This window comes from Acidicapsa ligni, from assembly GCF_025685655.1.
Classification (GTDB): Bacteria; Acidobacteriota; Terriglobia; order Terriglobales; family Acidobacteriaceae; genus Acidicapsa; species Acidicapsa ligni.
The window spans coordinates 738,284-756,826 of sequence record NZ_JAGSYG010000001.1; the positions used below are offsets into that span (position 1 = coordinate 738,284).

Below are 18,543 nucleotides of genomic sequence, written 5' to 3' on the forward strand. Positions count from 1 at the left end.
ATCGTGGCGAGGTCTCCAATGGGCAGATCCGTCGCCGGATGCTCAGGATTAAGCCCTATTTGGAGAGAGATTTTCGCGGAAAATGGCTTGGGAGACGGTTCACACGGCTCACGGTTTGATTCGGTGATAGGTCAGCACGTGTACCTCAGGAGCATTACCGCCCACGCTGGTCGTCTCCAGGAGAGCCTCGAAATAAGGCATCTGATTCCCGGCTGCGCCAATCTGCTGGGCAAAAGTAGTAAACGCACTGGAGTTAAAAGGAAAGTCCGACGCCGACTCCGTACCCGCCATGCCGGTGCCCTCAAAGAGCAGTGATTCCCCCTCGTCCTCAATGCCGGGGAGAAATGCCAGCACGCCATAACTATGCCGCGTACCGTCGATCACCTTGTCGTAGTAGACCGAGGCCTCGCCCTTCGCCGGATGCTTATTGAGCACATACCCCTCGGCAGTCTTCCAGTCGTAATTCACCTCAAAATTCAGGCGATTCGAAAAAAGACCCACCCACGGGTTCGCCGCTTTTCCTCCAATGAGGATCACGTTACGGCTCTTCAGATCGTCGATCCGCAGCACCCGCGCGTTCCGCGTCTCAACCGTAGTATTTCGCCCCGCCGGTAGCCGCCCCAGCCGCAAAGCAAGATTGAGATCGGCCGTACTCGTATATTGATGAGCCGCAAACCAGTCAGAAGTCAGCGCAAGCGGGCTGGAAGCAGGCAGATCTTTCCTGTCCAGGTAGCTTCCACTCAAATACTGATCCAGCGGAACAGGAGTCTTCGTCACTTCTTCAAACAAGACCAGAGCGTCATCCGATGGCACAATCACCACAGGCCGCCCCTCTTTGAAGATTTTCGCCCAAAGCACGTCCGAGGCCGAACGGCTCTGGTGGTTCGTCAAACTAATCCCTGCAACAACTGCCAGCACGAGCAGAACGGCCATCGCAGAAATAACCCACACGCGCCGGAATCTCCGAGACGGAGCCGCCGCCGCTGGTTCCTCGCTTTTCTCGCTGGCGCCAGCCGATTCCAGAACGCCACCCTCTCGCGCTGGTGACAACTCCGGCCGCTGCGGCGCAGCAGCATTCCGAAGTTCAAAGACCGGAACATAGCCGCCCTTGGGAATGGTAATAATCAGCGAACTGGAGGGAGCCTCATGCTCGAAATACTCTTCCAGCCGTTGGCGCAGCAACCGGGCCTGGGTCCGGACAATGCTGTCGTCGGAAGCAATATACGCAGGTGACCGCGCAAATACGTGAACGCCAATCTGCTGCTCGTTGATTTCTTTGGCATTTCCAGCAATGGTTTGCGTGCAGATGAACTTGAGAAACTGAGCCAGTCGAGAAGATTTCGCAAAGGTTCGCGACGCCAAAACAGATCCCAACAACGCCAGTCGTTCATCTGTGCCTGGTTGCGAGGGGTCTATGGATGGCGGGAAGCCCTTAAGCGGTTTTGGATTGATCTCAATCACGCCCATATTTCAGTTAGACAGTCGGAATGCGATAACTACTCTAAGGATAAACGAAGCAGGTCTGACGCGCTGTACACACGCAGCGCATCAGGCTTCCAGCGCTAAGCCGTATTGAAGATGCACTACCCGGTAACTAGCAGATTCTATATAGGATGGCCGGAAGAGAAGAATTCAGGCTCTGGATGCGGCTTTTGGCCCCATAATCGTGCAGCAAATCTTTTTCATCCACCTATCGAACGCACCCTCATACACTTACAGCCGCCTGCCCAGTCGGATGAAAATGATCTTGGCATCTCCGCTGGAGAATAAGAGGTTAGTTCCAACCATCCAGAATCATGATGCTGGTGTTTGTATTCGATCTCCGTGCAAATAAAACAGATCGCCCATCGGCGGAGATGGAGATGCTATCGTTCACCGCCTGCGCTGTCTGCCCCAGAACCTGTACCTTGCCCGATTTCAGATCAAGCCGGGAAAGAGTCGTCGAAGCCGAGGAGGGAAGTCGCGTCAGATAAAACAGCCCGCCCTGGGATATCGTCCACGAATGCCACATTCCCTGCCCAAGAGATGCCAGGGGAAGATCCTCATGAGCGGAGTGGAGCGATAGCCGCCGAATCTCGGTGCGCCCCATATCCGACACATAAATAAAAGACTTACCATCCGAAGTTTCCATTGCGTTAAAGCCGCCGTTGCTGGTGATCTGCGCCTCAACCCCGGTGTCGAGAGCGTGCCGCCAGATCTGCCAATCTCCCGTCCGGTTTGAACTGAAATAGATCGCGCTTCCGTCATGAGACCAGCTCGGGACGAGATTGTCGGAATTGGTCGCAGCCGAGTCCGTGATGCGTGCTGATTCGCCGCTATCCAGATTCACCACAAAGATATTCGCGCGCCCTCCGCCTCGCGAATCAAAGGCGAGAGAACGGCCGTCGGGCGACCAGCGCGGAGAGCCCGTCATGGGTCCATCGAAGTGCGTGATCTTCTTCGGCTCGCTTCCATCGCTCTTGCAGATCCAGATCTCGTTCGCGCCCGACCGGTCGCTGCGGAACGCGACATGCGTCCCATCCGGAGAGTAAACCGCACTGGCATCAAAGAAGTTAGACGTAATGAACGGTTCCGCATCGCTATGCGGATCAATCGAAAGACGCCATACCGACACGTTGTTGGGCGAGTCGACATAAGCCATGCGATGCCCGACCGCCGAAACCGTAGGAGTTGAAGTATGGGTAAGCGGCGTCGTCACAGCCGTAGGAGAACCTCCGGTTAGAGGAAGGCTCCAAATGCTGCCCAGACTGGTTGCCCTGCCCGACGAAAAGAGAATGCTTCTCCCGTCGGAACTCCACGCCAGCCCATCGACTGGATTGGCGCGGGAAGTGAGCTTTCGCTCCAATCCGCCTGTCGCCGGTACAAGATAAATCTCGTCCGAGGAGTCACCCTGGGAACGGCGAAACGCGATCAGTGTGCCATCCGGCGAGAACGCTGCCTGGTCGTCCACCGTACGCGGAGGAGCATGGGTAAGCCTGCGCTTCTGTCCCGTATCAACGGAGATCAGCACAAGGGACGGACTCTCGTTTTTACCGCCGCAGTCTGTCGTCACCAATGTCCGGGCATCCGGAGACCACGAGAGCGTCGGAGTATTGCGGAAAGCATCGTCCGCACCGCAGATCGTCGCGACCTGCCTCCGAAGCGCAGGATTCTGCTTCTTCACGATCAGCACCTCAAGAGGCTGATCGTCTCCCACCGAGTGGAGAAATGCGATCTCCGACCCCCGGGGCGACCAGGACGGCGAGTAGTCGTCGTGACCTGTGTCTATCAATATGTGTCGGTCGTCACTCGAAACGTGCTGCAGATAGATGCTCTGGTGAGAGTCCGTACCGGAGCGCCACGTATAAGCAAGTTCCTGCCCGTCCGAGGAAAATGAGGGCTGCAGAAAGAGTCCAGGCGTACTCGTCAGTGGCCGCGTACTGGTCACGTTTTCAGGCGGCCGCTCTCGCCGTGTAGCCCAGAGCCGAATAACGAGGACGCCAAGGAGACATGCGACCACGAGCAGGAGTGGCAGCAGAAAAACGCGAAGATTGCGATCGTCTCCCCTGTATGTTTGCGGAGATTTCGGTATCTGCGGAGATGAGATCACCGCCGGAGCGGCCAGGTAGTCCACGATTGGCGGCAGTTGCTCTATCGCCGGAGCAGGCCCGGACGCGCTATCCGCCAGTTCCGGCCCGGTCAGGCTTCCAGTCTGGCTTTCGGTAAGGCTCTCAGCATAAGGAAGACGAGAGACCGGCACGACGAAACGGTAGCCAACTTTCGGCACAGTCTCGATAAATTGCTCCGCATCCGAGGTCTTTCCCAAAATCTTGCGGAGGCTCGCGATATGGACGCTCAGGTTCGCATCCTGCACATAGCTATCCGGCCACACTGAGCGTATCAGGTAGTCCTTGTCCAGGAGCCGCCCAGCCCCCTGAAGCATGATTACCAGCAGATCGAATGTCTTTGGTGACAGGGATATAAGCGTATCTCCTCGCCATACCCTGTGCTCCCGCGCGTCTAAACGGTACTCGCCGAACACGAAGATTTCGTCTTTGGTCACCACAGCGCAGATATTCAGAGCCTCACTGTTTGAACATAACAACTCCGACTCTCTGGAGTCGATGAGGCCGCTCCATCTCAGCATAAGAACCCACTGTAAATGCCCTGTTAAAAAACACAGGTTGAGCCCCTTGGAGGCCCTATTATCGGGCCTTTTGGATTTTTTTTGGATGTCCTTTGCGCTCGCTTTGTGTGCCGCAGGCAGTGCTTCCCATACAGTCACTTCGGGGCCAGACAACTTTTCCGCAAGCCAAGGCAAAGCGGTGGGTTTCAAGGTTCCCAATCCAAAGAACTCCGAGGCTGTTTCATGCTCCGACGTGCTTTTCTGCAGAACTCGCTGGCGCTGACCCTGGCGCCTGCTGGCAAAATCCTGGCCGCCCCGGCAGGCTATCTGGATCAAAAGCTGTTACCCAAAGCGAATCCAGAACGAGACTTCGACTTCGTATTTTTCACAGATGCTCATATGCAGCCCGAGCTCGGGGCCGCCGCAGCCTGCGCCAAATGTTTTAACCAGATCAACGAGTCCAGGCCCGACTTCTGCATCGCCGGCGGCGACCAGGTATTCGACGTTTGCGAACAGGGTCTGGACCGGGCTCACTTGCTCTTCAAGCAATACCGTCAGGCCGAGGCGGAGCTGGCATGCAAGGTCTACCACACCGTCGGTAATCACGATGTCACCGGCATCAATCAGAAAAGCCCGTTTGAACCCGGCGATCCGGAGTACGGCAAGAAGCTCTACCAGGAGAACTTCGGAAAACTCTACTACTCCTACGACTACAAGGGATGGCACTTCATCGTTCTCGACTCCATCGGGATCCAGTACTACAAAATTTTCAGTCCCCACTTCGACGGAGCCCAGTTGAACTGGCTGGAGGCTGATCTGGCCGCTGTCGGGCCAACCACTCCCGTCGTGGTCGTAACGCATGTTCCCATCACATCCATGCTCGGATCGTTCTCAACAGATCAGCGTGGACCGATCGTCGCCAACTCCTATGCGGTACATGCGCTCCTGGCCAAGTCGAACGTGAAACTGGTGCTCCAGGGCCATCTGCATGTGTGGGAAAAATCGCAGTACCACGGAACCGAATACCTGATCGGCGGCGCCGTCTCCGGAGCCTGGTGGAAAGGCAAGATGGAGGACGGCAGTTCCGAAGGCTACACACTTTGCCAGGTGCGCGGAGATGAGATCGTGACGTCCTACGTGACTTATCCCTGGGTAGCCGCCAATCACCTTACCTAAGTTTTTTTTGCCATACCTGTGCGTCCACGGTCTCTTCATCGCAGACTCAATCTTCATCCGTAGATGCACAGTCATCCTCCTCACATAACAAACGGCTTCACCACTGCTCGGAAAGGCAAATCGATGCATTTCGTCCGTTTCACTCGCTGTATGCAATCCTTGTGGCACTCTCGAACGGTCAGATTGGCGCTCTTCGCACTGTGCTTCTGTCTTCTTTCTCTCTCGGCACGTGCGCAAACTATCAGCAACATTACCGGCACGGTAACCGATGCATCCGGAGCCATTGTTCCCGGTGCGAATATCACCATTGAAAACACGGCAACGCACGTGGTTTCAAAAACAGTTACAAATGCCGCTGGCTCTTACGTCGTTGCGGATATGCTCCCCGGAGCCTATGTCATCACGATCGAAAGAGAAGGCTTTCAAAAGCGCGTTATATCGAACGTCCATGTGGACGTGAGCGAGCAGACGCGTGCCGATGCACAATTGAGCGCGGGATCGGTAACCGAGACCGTTGAAGTCGCAGCTCCTGCCATCTCTCTCGAAACCACGCAGCCTCAACTCGGAACAGTCATCGAGAACAAGATCACCGAGGAGATCCCGGTGCTCATCGGCGGCGGTCCCGGCAATCAAGGACCGCGCGACCGGCAGATTGACGACTATCTCTTTCTCGCACCAGGAGTCACTGGCGGCGAATGGAGCCATCGAATCAACGGCGGCACAGACTACGCCAACACCGTGATGTTCAATGGCGTCGTCGCCGTACAGGCCGAGACGCAGGGCTATCAGTCCAACATCAATCCGCCCTTCGAGATGGTCAACGAAGTTCGAATCCTGACAAACAGCTTCAGCGCACAGTATGGCCTCGGCCAGGGAGTAGCGTCCTACCAGTTCGCTTCAGGCACCGACACCCTCCACGGCGATGGATTCGAAGTATTGCGGAATACGATGTTCAACGCAGCCGGCGCCAATCCTGGCTTTAACGCCGATGGCACCAAAGAATCCGCTCCATCCATTCACGAGCATAACTTCGGCTTCTCCGTCGGCGGGCCGGTTGTGTTGCCCAAGCTCTATAACGGGCAGAAGAAGACGTTCTTCCACGTAAGTTCGGACTGGTTCCGGTTGGATCAAAAAGATACCGGCACCATGACCGTTCCCACGGTCGCAGAAGTCAACGGAGATTTCAGCAATCTTCTCTCCCTCGCCACACCGCAGCCAATCTTCGTTCCCCAGGGCTTTGTCGCTCCACAGGGTTGCGATGCCCCGGCTCCCGGACAGCAATGGCAGGGCAACGTTATCCCCAAGGGCTGCTTCAGTGCTTCGTCAGCAAGCCTGCTCTCATTCATTCCCGCGCCAAGTCAGCCCGGCCTGTCCAACAACGCCAGCTCTTCGATCGGCACTCTTCCGACTCGGCAGACGAACTGGGGTCTTTCCGTTGACCACAATCTCACCGAGGTACAGAAGCTGCACGTGAGCTTCTGGCGTGACAAATATCACTACGTCTTCTGCTGCAGCAACAACGCCCACTTCGGCAACGAGCTGGGAGGCGCAACAGACGAACCGCGTCTCGGCACCGGACTCTTCGTTACCTATTCAACCGTTCTCTCACCACGCCTGATCATGAGCGCCGGTTTCGGTGGCATGGGCGAAATTAACAACGGCTTCAACGCCTTCATGGGCGTCAGCCTGGGTTCGGTTGCGGACGAAAGCGTTCTGCCAACCATCAGCTTCAATCAAAATGGTCTTCCGAACGCGCCCACTACCTGGGGCAACAGCACCGCCGGCAGCACCATCGCTGTCAATCGCAAACTCGGTCTGAGCTTCGATAACAACTGGCTTTGGACAATGGGTCGTCATACGTTCAATATCGGTTGGGAGCTGCGGCGTGCGGCACAGGACGATAACGAGTGCCCCACCTGCGGCGGCTCCTTCGCCTTCAGCAACCGTACAACCTCCGATCCAAACGACATCGGCAACACCGGCAACGCCTTCGCCAGCTTCCTTCTCGGAGACGCGGACTCCAGCTATCGCCGCCTTACCCAGGAGAACAAGCTACGTAACTTCTATGTCGGTTCTTACATTCAGGACGACATCAAGGTCACGCCAAAACTCACCGTTAACGCAGGTCTTCGCTGGGACGTCATGGTTCCCTTCCACGAATTGAGCAACAACGTTGTTTACTTCGACGCGAACGCCACCAACGCAGCAGCAGTCACGCCCGGAGGAGCTCCATTGCTCGGCGCAGCGAACAAGCTGGGCGTCTCCGGCTACGATCGCGCCGACATCATCTTCACGCACTTTGATCCCCGGTTCGGTGTAGCTTACGGCATCAACCGCAAGACTGTGATCTCCGCTGGATTCTCCATCAACCACCTCAATGGCGGCCCATACGACTTCGGGAACAACAAGCTCAGCCTTCAATACGGGACGCTGCTCGCCGGTATCGCCAATGTCAATTCCAACGGATCGAACATCCCCGGCAACGGGCAGTGGGATCTGCATCCTCTGCCGATTCCCGGTAATACTCCCTTCACTCCGACCGAGTTCAACGGACTCGGCGTGCTGCACGCTTTCTCCAAAAATCCCGGCTCCTATCCGTACGGGGAATACTGGAACATCGGTGTCCAAAGGGAACTGCCCTACAACCTGCTCCTCTCCGTCGCATACGTCGGCAACAGAGGCGTACATCTTCCCTCGATGGTGAACCCCATCAACCAGACCGATCCGAAGAACATAGCGCGGTTCTGCCCCAGCGGAAACGTCAATGACCCCAACTGCGTAATGTCGCCCAACTCACCCAATTACGCATGGACCAGCGCAGTAGCTCAGGCGGACCTCAGGCAAGCGGGCTTTGCACCATGCCCGGGCGGCACAACCAGCGCAGGCTTCTACGCCCCCTATTGCAACTTCATGAAAGACTATGGAGCGAATGCCGGACTCGCACAGGCTCTGCTTCCCTATCCTCAATACAACCCGTCAGAATCATGCGGCGGCCTTTGCAATCCATTCGATATGAACGGATCGTCAACGTACAACGGCGTACAAACGCAACTTCTGAAGCGCTACGCAGATGGACTCTCCATCCTCGCGAACTACACCTATGCCCGCAGCCTCTCCAACACGGATAGCGGTTTCGCCTACCAGAACTATGGGTCGTTGAACAAGTTCAATCAGAAAGCAGAATGGACCGTTGCAGGCGCCGATCAAACCCACATGGTCAACCTGGCGCTCGTATATGAACTGCCATTCGGCCCCGGCAAGACATTCTTCAACACCGGCGGCTATCTCGGAAAGAACCTCTGGGGCGGCTGGCAGGTAAGCGGCGCATTCCAATACGCCAGCGGAACTCCCCTGACCGTCTACAGCAACAGCAGCGATCCGCTGTTGAACGGCTTCAACCGCGCCAACTTCAACGCGAGCACCCCGCTCCACGTGAACTACAACAACTATTACAAGGGCCTGCCGGTCTACAACACGGCGGCATTCTCAGACCCAGGTTTTGGACCTGGAAACTCACCCCGCAACCTCGAACAATTGCGTACCTCCTTCGGATCCAATGAAAATCTCGCCCTGGCAAAGCGCTTCTATGGCGGGGAACGGATCAACATGGAATTGCGCATCGAGTTCTTCAACGTGCTGAACCGCATGCAGGTCTGCTCACCAGACGACACCGTGACCGATGGAGCCAACAACTTTGGCCTCGTCCAGCCCAACGGCGGCGGCGGAAGCAGCCCTTGCCAGGCCAACACTCCACGACAAGGGCAGGCATACTTCAAGGTGTCCTTCTAATACGCAGATGCACCAGTAAGGGAGCAGGATTTTCCTGCTCCCTTTTCCTGCTCCTTATTGCCTTTGCCTTTCTGTCTGTCATTCCCGAAGGGAATCTGCTTCTGCCTTTCTCTCAGAAGAGCAATTGTCCCAATACCAAAGAACGCCCTCTCCTGATTTCCCCCGAGCACCCGGAGATTGCCTCGACCGATACTCCTTGACAAGCATCGCCCCAATGCCCAATCCTTCGTGGATTGAAGAGGAACGCTTCGACCCGTCGAGCGATACGCTTAGCATCCACAACCATTCTTGAAAGGAAACGTGATGAAGGCCAGAAACCTGCTCTTTATTCTTTGCCTTGGCTTCTCTTCGCTGAGTGCTGTTGCAGCGGACAACGCAAGCTTGAATGAACGAATCAACGACGCAAGAAACGTGATACGGCAAATCATGATGACGCCCGACAAGGGTATTCCCAACGGCATCGCGCGCCAGGCGACTTGCGTTGGCGTCATTCCCAGCGTGAAGAAAGCGGCCTTCATCGTAGGTGCTTCGTATGGGCAGGGCGTTGTTACCTGTCGCACAAAGAAAGGCTGGAGCGCGCCAGTATTCATCCGTCTCGCCGGCGGCAGTGTTGGATTCCAGATTGGTGGTCAGGCCACAGATCTTGTACTGGTAGCAGTGAACGACAAGGGGTTTCAGGATCTGCTCAAGTCCAAGTTCAAGATTGGCGCGGATGCCGCCGCCGCCGCTGGTCCCGTCGGTAGAAATGCCGCCGCCGGAACCGATCTGAGGCTGAACGCCGAACTACTGACCTATTCACGATCCAAAGGTCTCTTTGCCGGGATCGATCTGAATGGCGCCGTAGTCTCGCAGAACACAGATGACACGAACGCGTTCTACGGAGGCAATGCACCGCACTTCGAACGTATCCTGCACGGCGGAGTGCCTGTTCCCCCTGCAGCACGATCTTTTGTGCAGGCCGTAGGCCGTTATTTCGCCGCAGCTAACGTCGATAAATAAACTCTCTGCTGCACCTTTTTTGTCACCGATGTGAAGATTGGCCAGCCCGTTGTAATGGCCGCCAATCTTCACATATTTGCAATCCCTTCGCGCCAAACATCACAACAAATATCACAAAATGGTCAATGATCTGAGAAGATCAGGACATCCGCATGGCGGGCAGGAATGTCGAACGCGAGATACTGCCGAAATGTCATCATAGAGATGCCATCATGGAGGTGCCATCATGATCGAATCTTCTGATTTTAGGCTTAAGAAAATGCCGCTCAATCACGGAGCAGGTCACATGCCCGCACTCGGCTTTGGAACCCTCATTCCAGATGCAGCCGTAACACTGAGTGCCACCAGAGATGCACTCAATGTTGGATTTCGTCACTTCGATTGCGCCGAACGATACCGGAATGAGCGTGAAGTAGGCGAGGCCCTGCAGGCAGGACTTGCCGCCGACAAAATCGCGCGCGAAGACATCTTCGTCACCACTAAATTGTGGAATACCAATCATCGACCCGAGCGCGTCGAACCGGCTTTCGATGCAAGTCTGGAAAGACTGAGGATCAACTATCTGGATCTCTATCTCATCCACACTCCATTCGCGTTTCAGCCGGGCGAGGAGCAGGATCCGCGGGATCAAAACGGCGATGTCGTCTACGACCGCGATGTGACATTGCTCGACACCTGGAGGGCAATGGAAAGTCTCGTAGACCACGGCAAATGCCGGGCTATCGGACTGTCCGACGTCACCCTGAACATACTGTCGCCCATCTATGAATCGGCGAGAATCAAACCGGCCGTGGTCCAGGTCGAGTCGCATCCGTATCTGCCGGAAACAGAGCTACTGCAGTTCTGCAAAGAGAAGGGCATCGTCTTTTTGGCCTTTGCGCCTTTGGGGCATGGAATAAGGCCGGGACCGCTCGAAGATCCAGTGATCCTCGCAATCGCTGCACGAGTTGGCAAGACGCCGGCACAGGTTCTGCTGGCCTGGGCCGTGCAACGCGGCACTGCTTTACTTACCACGCCCAGAACTGCGGATCGCGCAAAAGAAAACTTCGACATCTCCGCCCTTCCGGATGATGCGATCGATGAGATCAATCGCATTCAAACCCGTCAAAGACTCAATGACGTGGTGAACACCGGTAGCCCGGGATTCATTCCACGGGCAAAATCAGTGTGAAAGCTCAACAGCACCTGGAGCGGCCCATGCAAGAGGAGCAAATACGAGAAGCCCTGAACGCGCACTGGCAGGCGTCCGCAGCAGGCGATGCAAACGCGGAGCATGATATTTACGATGACGATGCCATCTGTGATTATCCCCAGTCAGGCGAACGAATCATCGGGCGAAGCAATTTGCAGGCTTTGCGGAGCCATCATCCGGGCAAGCCGTCAGGCTTCAGCGTCCGGCGAATTGTCGGAAAAGGGGATCTCTGGATCACGGAATACACGATCCTCTATCTGGAGCGGCCAGCATACACAGTAAGCATTATGGAGTTCCGTAACGGCAAGGTCGTGCACGAGACGCAGTATTTTGCAGACCCATTCGAAGCGCCGACATGGCGAAGTCAATGGGTTCAGCAGATACCGTGATGCCGCCTTCAATCGGCATCGATGAAGCGGCATGGATGAAGCTCTGCGGCAAGGTTGTCCGTCGCAATCGTTGAGAGTGTTAAAGCATTTCAGGAGTCTTGGCAATGAAGCAGACAGGTTGGAATCGCAGAGATTTCCTGAGGGCCGGTATCCAGGCCGCTAGTGTAGCCGGGGTTGTAACCAACGCGAATCTTCTGACGGCAACCGAAGCCATCGAACCCACTACCACTGCCACTGCCACTGCCACAGCATCAGCACCAGCATCGAAGAGTCCAGTTTCATTGGCTGGTGGGTTGACCAAATACGAAAACGAAGACCTGTCTCGCGTCACGTATCCGCTAGGCGGCATCGGCGCGGGCATGGTCTGTCTCGATGGCACCGGCGCACTCTCGAACGTCTCTATTCGCAACCATCCAGACCTGTTCAATGAGCCTTGCATCTTCGCCGCTGTCGCCATACGCGGAGCAAATGGACATGGAGAAGCCGCTCGCGTGCTTGAAGGGCCCGTACCCGGCTGGAAGATATTCGGCATGCCGAACAGCGGCCTGGGTGAGGGAGATCACGCCTACGGATTTCCTCGTTTCCAAAATGCAAGTTTTACCGCACGCTTTCCTTTCGGAACAGTATCGCTGAGCGATCCGGATATGCCTGTAACAGTGGAACTGACGGGCTGGAGTCCCTTCACACCGGGCGATGCAAACAATTCGAGCCTTCCAGTAATCGCCTTGGAGTATCGATTCACGAATCCAACCGACGAAGCCATCGATGCGGTTTTTTCCTTCAACGCCAAAAACTTTCTTCCGCCTGACTACGCTGCGCCTGAGGATCCTCATGCAGTTCGCAAGCTCGACGAAGGCTTTATTTTTTGGAGCGGAGGAACGCAGGAGAAGCCGTGGGATGAAGCTGCATTTGCCGTGACGGCAAGCGAACCCGACCTGAAGATTAACTACTCCTGGTTTCGCGGCGGCTGGTACGACGCTCTCACCATGGCCTGGAAGGATGTAGCGAGCGGCGCCGCTTTCGACCGCCCTCCGGTTTCGGCGAACGAACAGCCTTCACCCGGCGCAACCTTGTTTGTTCCCTTTAAACTCGCGCCGCGAGAGCATCGCACAATCGCTTTGCGCCTCTGTTGGTATTCGCCGCAAACCCATCTGCGCAGCGGAGCAGCGGGCGCACCCGATGAAAATGAGATCAAGCCGGGAGATGCCACATATCGGCCCTGGTACGCCGATCAGTTCCCCAATATCGAGGCAGTCGCAAAATACTGGAAGGATCATTACGCAGACCTGCGCACTCGCACAAAGACGTTTACTGAAACCTTCTACGACTCCACATTACCGCCAGAAGTGGTCAATGCTGTCGCATGCAATTTGTCCATCCTCAAATCTCCAACGGTGCTGCGACAAGCCGATGGAAAGTTCTGGGCATGGGAAGGCACAGCGGATGACGTAGGCAGTTGCCCTGGATCGTGTACGCACGTGTGGAACTACGCGCAAGCCGTGCCGCATTTGTTTCCCGAGCTTGAACGGACTCTGCGCGAAACCGAGTTTGGTCCTAATCAGGACGAGCAGGGACATCAACAATTTCGAGCTGCGCTTCCCATCCGGCCCATCGGCAACTACTTCCACGCCGCCGCCGATGGACAACCCGGCGGCATCATGAAGATCTACCGGGAGTGGCGCATCAGCGGTGACACAGAATGGCTGCGCGGTCTCTGGCCAAAAGTGAGAAAGAGTCTCGACTACTGCGTCGAGACCTGGGATCCCAAACACAAGGGATGGATCGAAGAGCCGCACCACAATACCTACGACATAGAGTTTTGGGGCCCGACCGGCATGTGCACCAGCATTTACCTGGGTGCGCTTCATGCCGCCGTCCTTATGGGAACAGCACTCGGCGATAACGTAACTCTCTACAACACTCTTTATGAGAGTGGCCGCAGGCGCATGGAGACTGAGCTTTTTAATGGCGAATACTTCATTCAGAAGATCGAATGGAAAAACCTGCGAGCGAAGAACCCCGTTGAGTTCCGGAGTTATGGCGGCAATTACTCTCCCGAAGCGCGCGAGTTACTCGAAAAAGAAGGCCCCAAATATCAGTATGGAACCGGCTGCCTTTCTGACGGTGCGATCGGCGCCTGGTTTGCAATGGCCTGCGGTTTAGAGCCGGTTCTGGACCAGGAGAAAGTCGCCAGCCATCTTCGCGCCGTGCATCGCTACAACCTGAAGAAAGATCTCTCGCACCATGCCGATCCGCAGCGGCCAGGTTACGCACTGGGAGCCGAAGGCGGACTCCTGCTATGCACCTGGCCCAAAGGCGGAGCTCTCTCTCTGCCTTTTGTCTACTCGAACGAAGTCTGGACGGGCATTGAATATCAGGCAGCTTCGCACATGATCGCAAGCGGACTGGTGGAAGAGGGCCTCGACGTTGTACGCACCTGCGCCGCCCGCTACGATGGCCGAATGCGCAACCCATTCGATCAATATGAGTGCGGACACTGGTACGCCCGTGCCATGTCTTCCTACGCCCTTCTGCAGGCATTCAGCGGAGCACGCTACGACGCAGTTTCAAAGACACTCTACTTGAAACCAGTCATCCCCGGGGATTTCCGCTCTTTCTTATCGACAGCAACAGGATTCGGAACAGTGGGCGTGAAAAATGGCAAACCCTTCCTCGAAGTCACGTCAGGCACCATCCCATTCAAGAAGATAGAGTACGCAACCGCCTAAGCGTTAAGCCACCCGCAACCAAATCTTGTTTTCAAAAAGTGGACAATCCAGAAGCTCACAACTTTTGTAAGTTAAAGATTCTAAGATAAATGGCGGAGAGAGGGGGATTCGAACCCCCGATAGAGCTTTTGACCCTATAACGGTTTAGCAAACCGCCGCCTTCAGCCACTCGGCCATCTCTCCGGCTTTTCGGATTATACCCGAAACCATGCACATCCCATCGCCGTCTTCGCGAATGCTACCGCATTCCGCATTCCCGGCCCTCGAAGCTCATTTTTCCCTTGGGGTGATGGAGCATCGTTGTTACATTCACATTTATGCGTCTCGCTGCCAAACCCGCCCGGCGAAAGCTCCGAATCATCCCGCTGATCGCTGCTACCTACTTCATGGTCTCGGGCGGCCCTTATGGCATTGAAGACATCCTCGGCGGTGCAGGGTTTGCCAAAGCCATCCTCATCCTCGTCCTGCTCCCTTTTCTATGGAGTCTCCCAACCACCCTCATGATCGGCGAACTGGCCAGCTCCATCCCTGCCGAAGGAGGCTTCTACGTCTGGGTCCGCCGCGCTCTCGGCCCGTTCTGGGGCTATCAGGAGGGCTGGCTATCCCTGGCCGCCAGCGTCTTCGACATGGCGATTTATCCCACCATCTTCGTCAGCTATCTAAGCCGATTTAATCCCGACCTGACCGCCGGTCCTCGCGCCTATCTCTGGTCGCTGCTCGTGGTCGTCGTCTGCTGCGCCTGGAACCTCCGTGGCGCGCCCGCAGTCGGTGAAGGAACCGTGGGCCTCTTCGTGCTCCTGCTCGCGCCATTTGCTGTGTTCATTGCCCTTGGCTTCTGGCATGGATTTACCGCCCACCCCACCATCCAGTGGCACGCAGCCTCCACCGAGACATCCCTGTCGACCGCCATACTTGTCGCCATGTGGAACTACATGGGCTGGGATAATGCCTCCACTGTCGCGCAGGAAGTCGAAAACCCACAGCGCAATTACCCCCGCGCCATGATCGCCGCCGCTATGCTTGTCGCGGTAACGTATATCCTGCCGCTGGCTGCGGTAGCCCTGATGGGCATCTCGGTTTCGAACTTCTCCACCGGCTCCTGGGCCGACGCAGCACGCATGATCGGCGGCCCCATGCTCGCCACCGCCGTCATCGCAGGCGGAGCCATCAACGGCTTTGGCATGTTCAACGTCCTCATGATGAGCTACACCCGCCTGCCCGTCGCCATGGCCGAGGACAGGATGCTGCCGCAGTTCGTCACCCGCCGCAACAGCCGCGGCGTTCCCTATGTTTCGGTTCTTCTGTGCGCCATCGCCTGGGCGCTCGCCCTCAAGCTGCCCTTTGAGCGCCTCATCTCCATCGACCTCAGTCTCTACGGAGCCAGCCTCATTCTCGAATTCGTAGCCCTCGTCGTGCTGCGCCTGCGCGAGCCAAATCTTGAGCGCCCCTTTAAAGTCGGCAACTTCGCCGCAGCCTGCGCGCTGGGTGTCGGCCCCACCGTGCTCATCTGTTACGCCCTCTACGCTTCTCGCGAGGAGCACGTCGGTCCACTCTCAGCCGTACTGTTCGCCTTCCTCGTCGCACTCGTCGGCCCCATTCTCTACTGGCTCACCTTCTGGACACGAAAGCAGCAGCGTCGCCGATTGGCCGCCACCGCAGCCGACTGATTGTTGAGCCGAACAATAGTTAGCCGTAATTGATAAATAGTCCTATCGAAATTTACTCGATAATCTGTCACGATTCCCCGAATCGCAACACTACTGATTGGCCATGCCCTCGCTGGCCCCTACCGCCCGGTCAATATGTATCCGGAGTGTGTATTGAAGTATGTGCCCGGCCAGATTCGACTTAGGAGAAGACCCCATCATGTCAGTGAATATCTTTGATAGCAACCACTCTCTGCGCAACAATCGCCATCGCCGCATCTCCTCCATAACGACTCATTCTGCCATGTCTCTTTGCCTGATATTTGCTGCGATTGGTGCAGTCCAGCCGGGCCTCTCACAGGATTTGACTCCAGCCTCCAGCCAGCAAGTTATCCCCTCCGATGCCTCCGCAGTTCTGCACAGCGTTGTTCGTTGGAATGGCTCCCTCGCACAAGCATCTGGACATGCTGTAGCTCTGCATTTTGCTATCTACGCCAATCAATCCGGAGGGCAGGCGCTATGGAGTGAAGTCCAAACGGTGCCAATCGGCAGCGATGGACATTACTCTGTTCTGCTCGGAGCAGCCACAGAGCAAGGTCTGCCCCAAAATCTCTTTCCCTCCGACCAGTTGCGCTGGATCGAGGTCAACATTGGAACCCCAGCCAACACCACCGGCCAGCCCTCTACCGAATCGCCGAGAAGCCTGCTCGCTGCCGTTCCATACGCCTTCCGCTCAGTAGACAGCGAAAGCCTCGCCGGGCGCGCAGCCACGGAATACGTCACTCGCGAAGATCTCCAGTCACTCGTCGCCAGTGCCATTCCCTCCACGATGCAGACAGCCGCAGATGGGCATTCAAACGCTCTCGGCATCACTCCCAACATCGCAGGAACAGGAACAACCGGCACCCTCGCACTCTGGACAGCCTCCGCCACTCTCGGAAGTTCAAACATTACTTACCTGGCCAACAAGATCGGCATCGGCACGACGGCTCCAATCGCAACACTCGATGTCAACGGAACGATAAATCTGCGCGGAACCGCAAGTCTCCCCGCCACATCTACCGCAACCACTGCGACAGGTACGAACTCATCCCTGTTCAAACTGGGTGCCAGCACTTACTCCAGCGCAGCGCATGCAGCCATCGCGCAGACATTCGCGTTTCAAGCTGTCTCCGTAGGCAATAACACCACCGCGCCCGCAGGCAAGTTACAGTTTTTATACGCATCCGGAACCAGCTCACCCGTAGCTACCGGCCTCTCGATCGCAAACAATGGCCGCATCACTTTCGCTCCGGGACAGACTTTCCCCGGAGTCGCCGGAGCCGGTACTTTGACCGCCGTGACCGCGAGCAGTCCTCTCTCTGGTGGAGGCACCGGTACAAACGGCGTTGTCACTCTGGGACTGAATCTCACCGCGCTTGAAACCAGCCTCAACACTGCCTATGCTCGGCTCACAGCCGCCAACAGCTTCACCTCCAGCGCAGCTTTCGCCGGACCAGTCACCGGCAACTCCGGCAGCACAATGTACGCCATTCAGGGCAATACAAGCTCTGGTTCAGGAGTGCAGGGCTATGCGACCGGCTCTGGCGGCTGGGGCGTGAACGGCTACTCCACCGGCAACGGAGGCATTGGCGTCTACGGCAACGCAACCGGCAATGCCAGCGGCGCCAACTATCCCATTGGCGTGCTTGGACACGCGTTCCAGGGCACGGCGATCAAAGGCGTGCTGGATGAACCCGCTGGAGGGCAATCCGCCATCCTCGGCCACACCAACGGAACCAGTGCCATCTACACCAACTTCCAGAGCGACAGCCTCGCCGCAGGCGTTTGGGGAGATGTCGCTTCAATCGCCGGACTAACCCCTATGGCCATCGCCGGCACCACCGATGACGGTTATGCAGGAGTATTCGAAAACAACAGCACAATATGGCCGACACTTTTCATCTACAACGGCGGCTCAGCAGGCAAAGGCTCCTTCAGCGCCATGATGGTTGGCAGCCCCGGCGGAACCTGCGGAATCGGTGGCTCCGGCGACTTCAGTTGCACCGGCCAGATCAAGTCGCTGGTAAGCACTCAGAATGGGGAGCGCACCGTCGAAACCTACTCCGTGCAGTCTGCCGAAAACTGGATGGAGGACTTCGGCTCCGGCTCACTGCATAGCGGATCGACCACCGTCACCATCGATCCCGCCTTCGCTGAAACGGTCAGCAGCACCGCCGACTACCGCATCTTCATTACTCCAAACGGCGACAGCAAAGGCCTCTTCGTCACCAACAAAACCGCAACCAGCTTCGAAGTTCGCGAGTCCAGCGGAGGCACCGCCTCCATCGCCTTCGACTATCGCATCGTTGCCAAACGCCGCGGCTTCGAAGCCCAGCGCCTGACCGATGTCACAGAGCGTTTCAAAGCTGAAACCAGCGCAGCCAAAGGCCCGCTCAAGTCCGCAAAGCTGCTCCCCGAACCAAAACCCTAAGCCGTTTTCAATGCATGCACAAAAATCTACGCGTGTTCATCATGC

The 18,543-nt window shown here is 56.6% G+C and carries 10 protein-coding genes and 1 tRNA gene; 8 read left to right on the top strand and 3 right to left on the bottom strand.

Annotated features, from left to right (window positions below; all coding sequences use genetic code 11):
* Positions 1 to 108 precede the first annotated feature (108 nt).
* Both OHL19_RS02890 and OHL19_RS02895 read right to left on the bottom strand, forming a co-directional pair.
* Positions 109 to 1,461, bottom strand: a complete 1,353-nt coding sequence (locus OHL19_RS02890; protein ID WP_263356083.1) for a hypothetical protein — start codon at positions 1,459 to 1,461, stop codon at positions 109 to 111.
* Positions 1,462 to 1,774: 313 nt separating this feature from the next.
* The gene (locus tag OHL19_RS02895; protein WP_263356084.1) at positions 1,775 to 4,126 is read right to left on the bottom strand and encodes a winged helix-turn-helix domain-containing protein; all 2,352 of its coding nucleotides are present in this window, start codon (positions 4,124 to 4,126) and stop codon (positions 1,775 to 1,777) included.
* Between the two features lie 222 nt (positions 4,127 to 4,348).
* Between OHL19_RS02895 and OHL19_RS02900 the strand changes: the two genes are divergently transcribed.
* The 6 genes from OHL19_RS02900 (at position 4,349) to OHL19_RS02925 (ending at position 14,379) form a co-directional block, all read left to right on the top strand.
* Positions 4,349 to 5,281, top strand: a complete 933-nt coding sequence (locus OHL19_RS02900; RefSeq protein WP_263356085.1) for a metallophosphoesterase family protein — start codon at positions 4,349 to 4,351, stop codon at positions 5,279 to 5,281.
* 183 nt (positions 5,282 to 5,464) lie between these two features.
* The gene (locus OHL19_RS02905) at positions 5,465 to 9,070 is read left to right on the top strand and encodes a carboxypeptidase-like regulatory domain-containing protein (protein ID WP_263356086.1); all 3,606 of its coding nucleotides are present in this window, start codon (positions 5,465 to 5,467) and stop codon (positions 9,068 to 9,070) included.
* A gap of 303 nt (positions 9,071 to 9,373) precedes the next feature.
* Positions 9,374 to 10,069: a lipid-binding SYLF domain-containing protein gene (locus OHL19_RS02910; protein ID WP_263356087.1), complete on the top strand. Its 696-nt coding sequence runs from the start codon at positions 9,374 to 9,376 to the stop codon at positions 10,067 to 10,069.
* Positions 10,070 to 10,295: 226 nt separating this feature from the next.
* Complete coding sequence (locus OHL19_RS02915) at positions 10,296 to 11,240, top strand: aldo/keto reductase (RefSeq protein ID WP_263356088.1); 945 nt, start codon at positions 10,296 to 10,298, stop codon at positions 11,238 to 11,240.
* A gap of 26 nt (positions 11,241 to 11,266) precedes the next feature.
* Positions 11,267 to 11,650, top strand: a complete 384-nt coding sequence (locus OHL19_RS02920) for a nuclear transport factor 2 family protein (protein ID WP_263356089.1) — start codon at positions 11,267 to 11,269, stop codon at positions 11,648 to 11,650.
* A gap of 104 nt (positions 11,651 to 11,754) precedes the next feature.
* Complete coding sequence (locus tag OHL19_RS02925; protein ID WP_263356090.1) at positions 11,755 to 14,379, top strand: non-lysosomal glucosylceramidase; 2,625 nt, start codon at positions 11,755 to 11,757, stop codon at positions 14,377 to 14,379.
* A 90-nt stretch (positions 14,380 to 14,469) separates the two neighbouring features.
* Here OHL19_RS02925 and OHL19_RS02930 read toward each other — a convergent pair.
* Positions 14,470 to 14,562: transfer RNA gene (locus OHL19_RS02930), tRNA-Ser, on the bottom strand.
* Between the two features lie 134 nt (positions 14,563 to 14,696).
* Here OHL19_RS02930 and OHL19_RS02935 point away from each other — a divergent pair.
* Both OHL19_RS02935 and OHL19_RS02940 read left to right on the top strand, forming a co-directional pair.
* Positions 14,697 to 16,046, top strand: coding sequence for an APC family permease (locus tag OHL19_RS02935; protein ID WP_263356091.1), 1,350 nt, complete (start codon positions 14,697 to 14,699; stop codon positions 16,044 to 16,046).
* Between the two features lie 199 nt (positions 16,047 to 16,245).
* On the top strand, positions 16,246 to 18,498 hold the full coding sequence (locus OHL19_RS02940; RefSeq protein ID WP_263356092.1) for a hypothetical protein: 2,253 nt from the start codon (positions 16,246 to 16,248) through the stop codon (positions 18,496 to 18,498).
* The last annotated feature ends 45 nt before the right edge of the window (positions 18,499 to 18,543 follow it).

Coding starts and splice junctions, on each gene's coding strand:
- OHL19_RS02895 (WP_263356084.1), bottom strand. CDS start 4,126: ATGCTGAGATGGAGCGGCCTCATCGACTCCAGAGAGTCGGAGTTGTTA.
- OHL19_RS02900 (WP_263356085.1), top strand. CDS start 4,349: ATGCTCCGACGTGCTTTTCTGCAGAACTCGCTGGCGCTGACCCTGGCG.
- OHL19_RS02910 (WP_263356087.1), top strand. CDS start 9,374: ATGAAGGCCAGAAACCTGCTCTTTATTCTTTGCCTTGGCTTCTCTTCG.
- OHL19_RS02915 (WP_263356088.1), top strand. CDS start 10,296: ATGATCGAATCTTCTGATTTTAGGCTTAAGAAAATGCCGCTCAATCAC.
- OHL19_RS02920 (WP_263356089.1), top strand. CDS start 11,267: ATGCAAGAGGAGCAAATACGAGAAGCCCTGAACGCGCACTGGCAGGCG.
- OHL19_RS02925 (WP_263356090.1), top strand. CDS start 11,755: ATGAAGCAGACAGGTTGGAATCGCAGAGATTTCCTGAGGGCCGGTATC.
- OHL19_RS02935 (WP_263356091.1), top strand. CDS start 14,697: ATGCGTCTCGCTGCCAAACCCGCCCGGCGAAAGCTCCGAATCATCCCG.
- OHL19_RS02940 (WP_263356092.1), top strand. CDS start 16,246: ATGTCAGTGAATATCTTTGATAGCAACCACTCTCTGCGCAACAATCGC.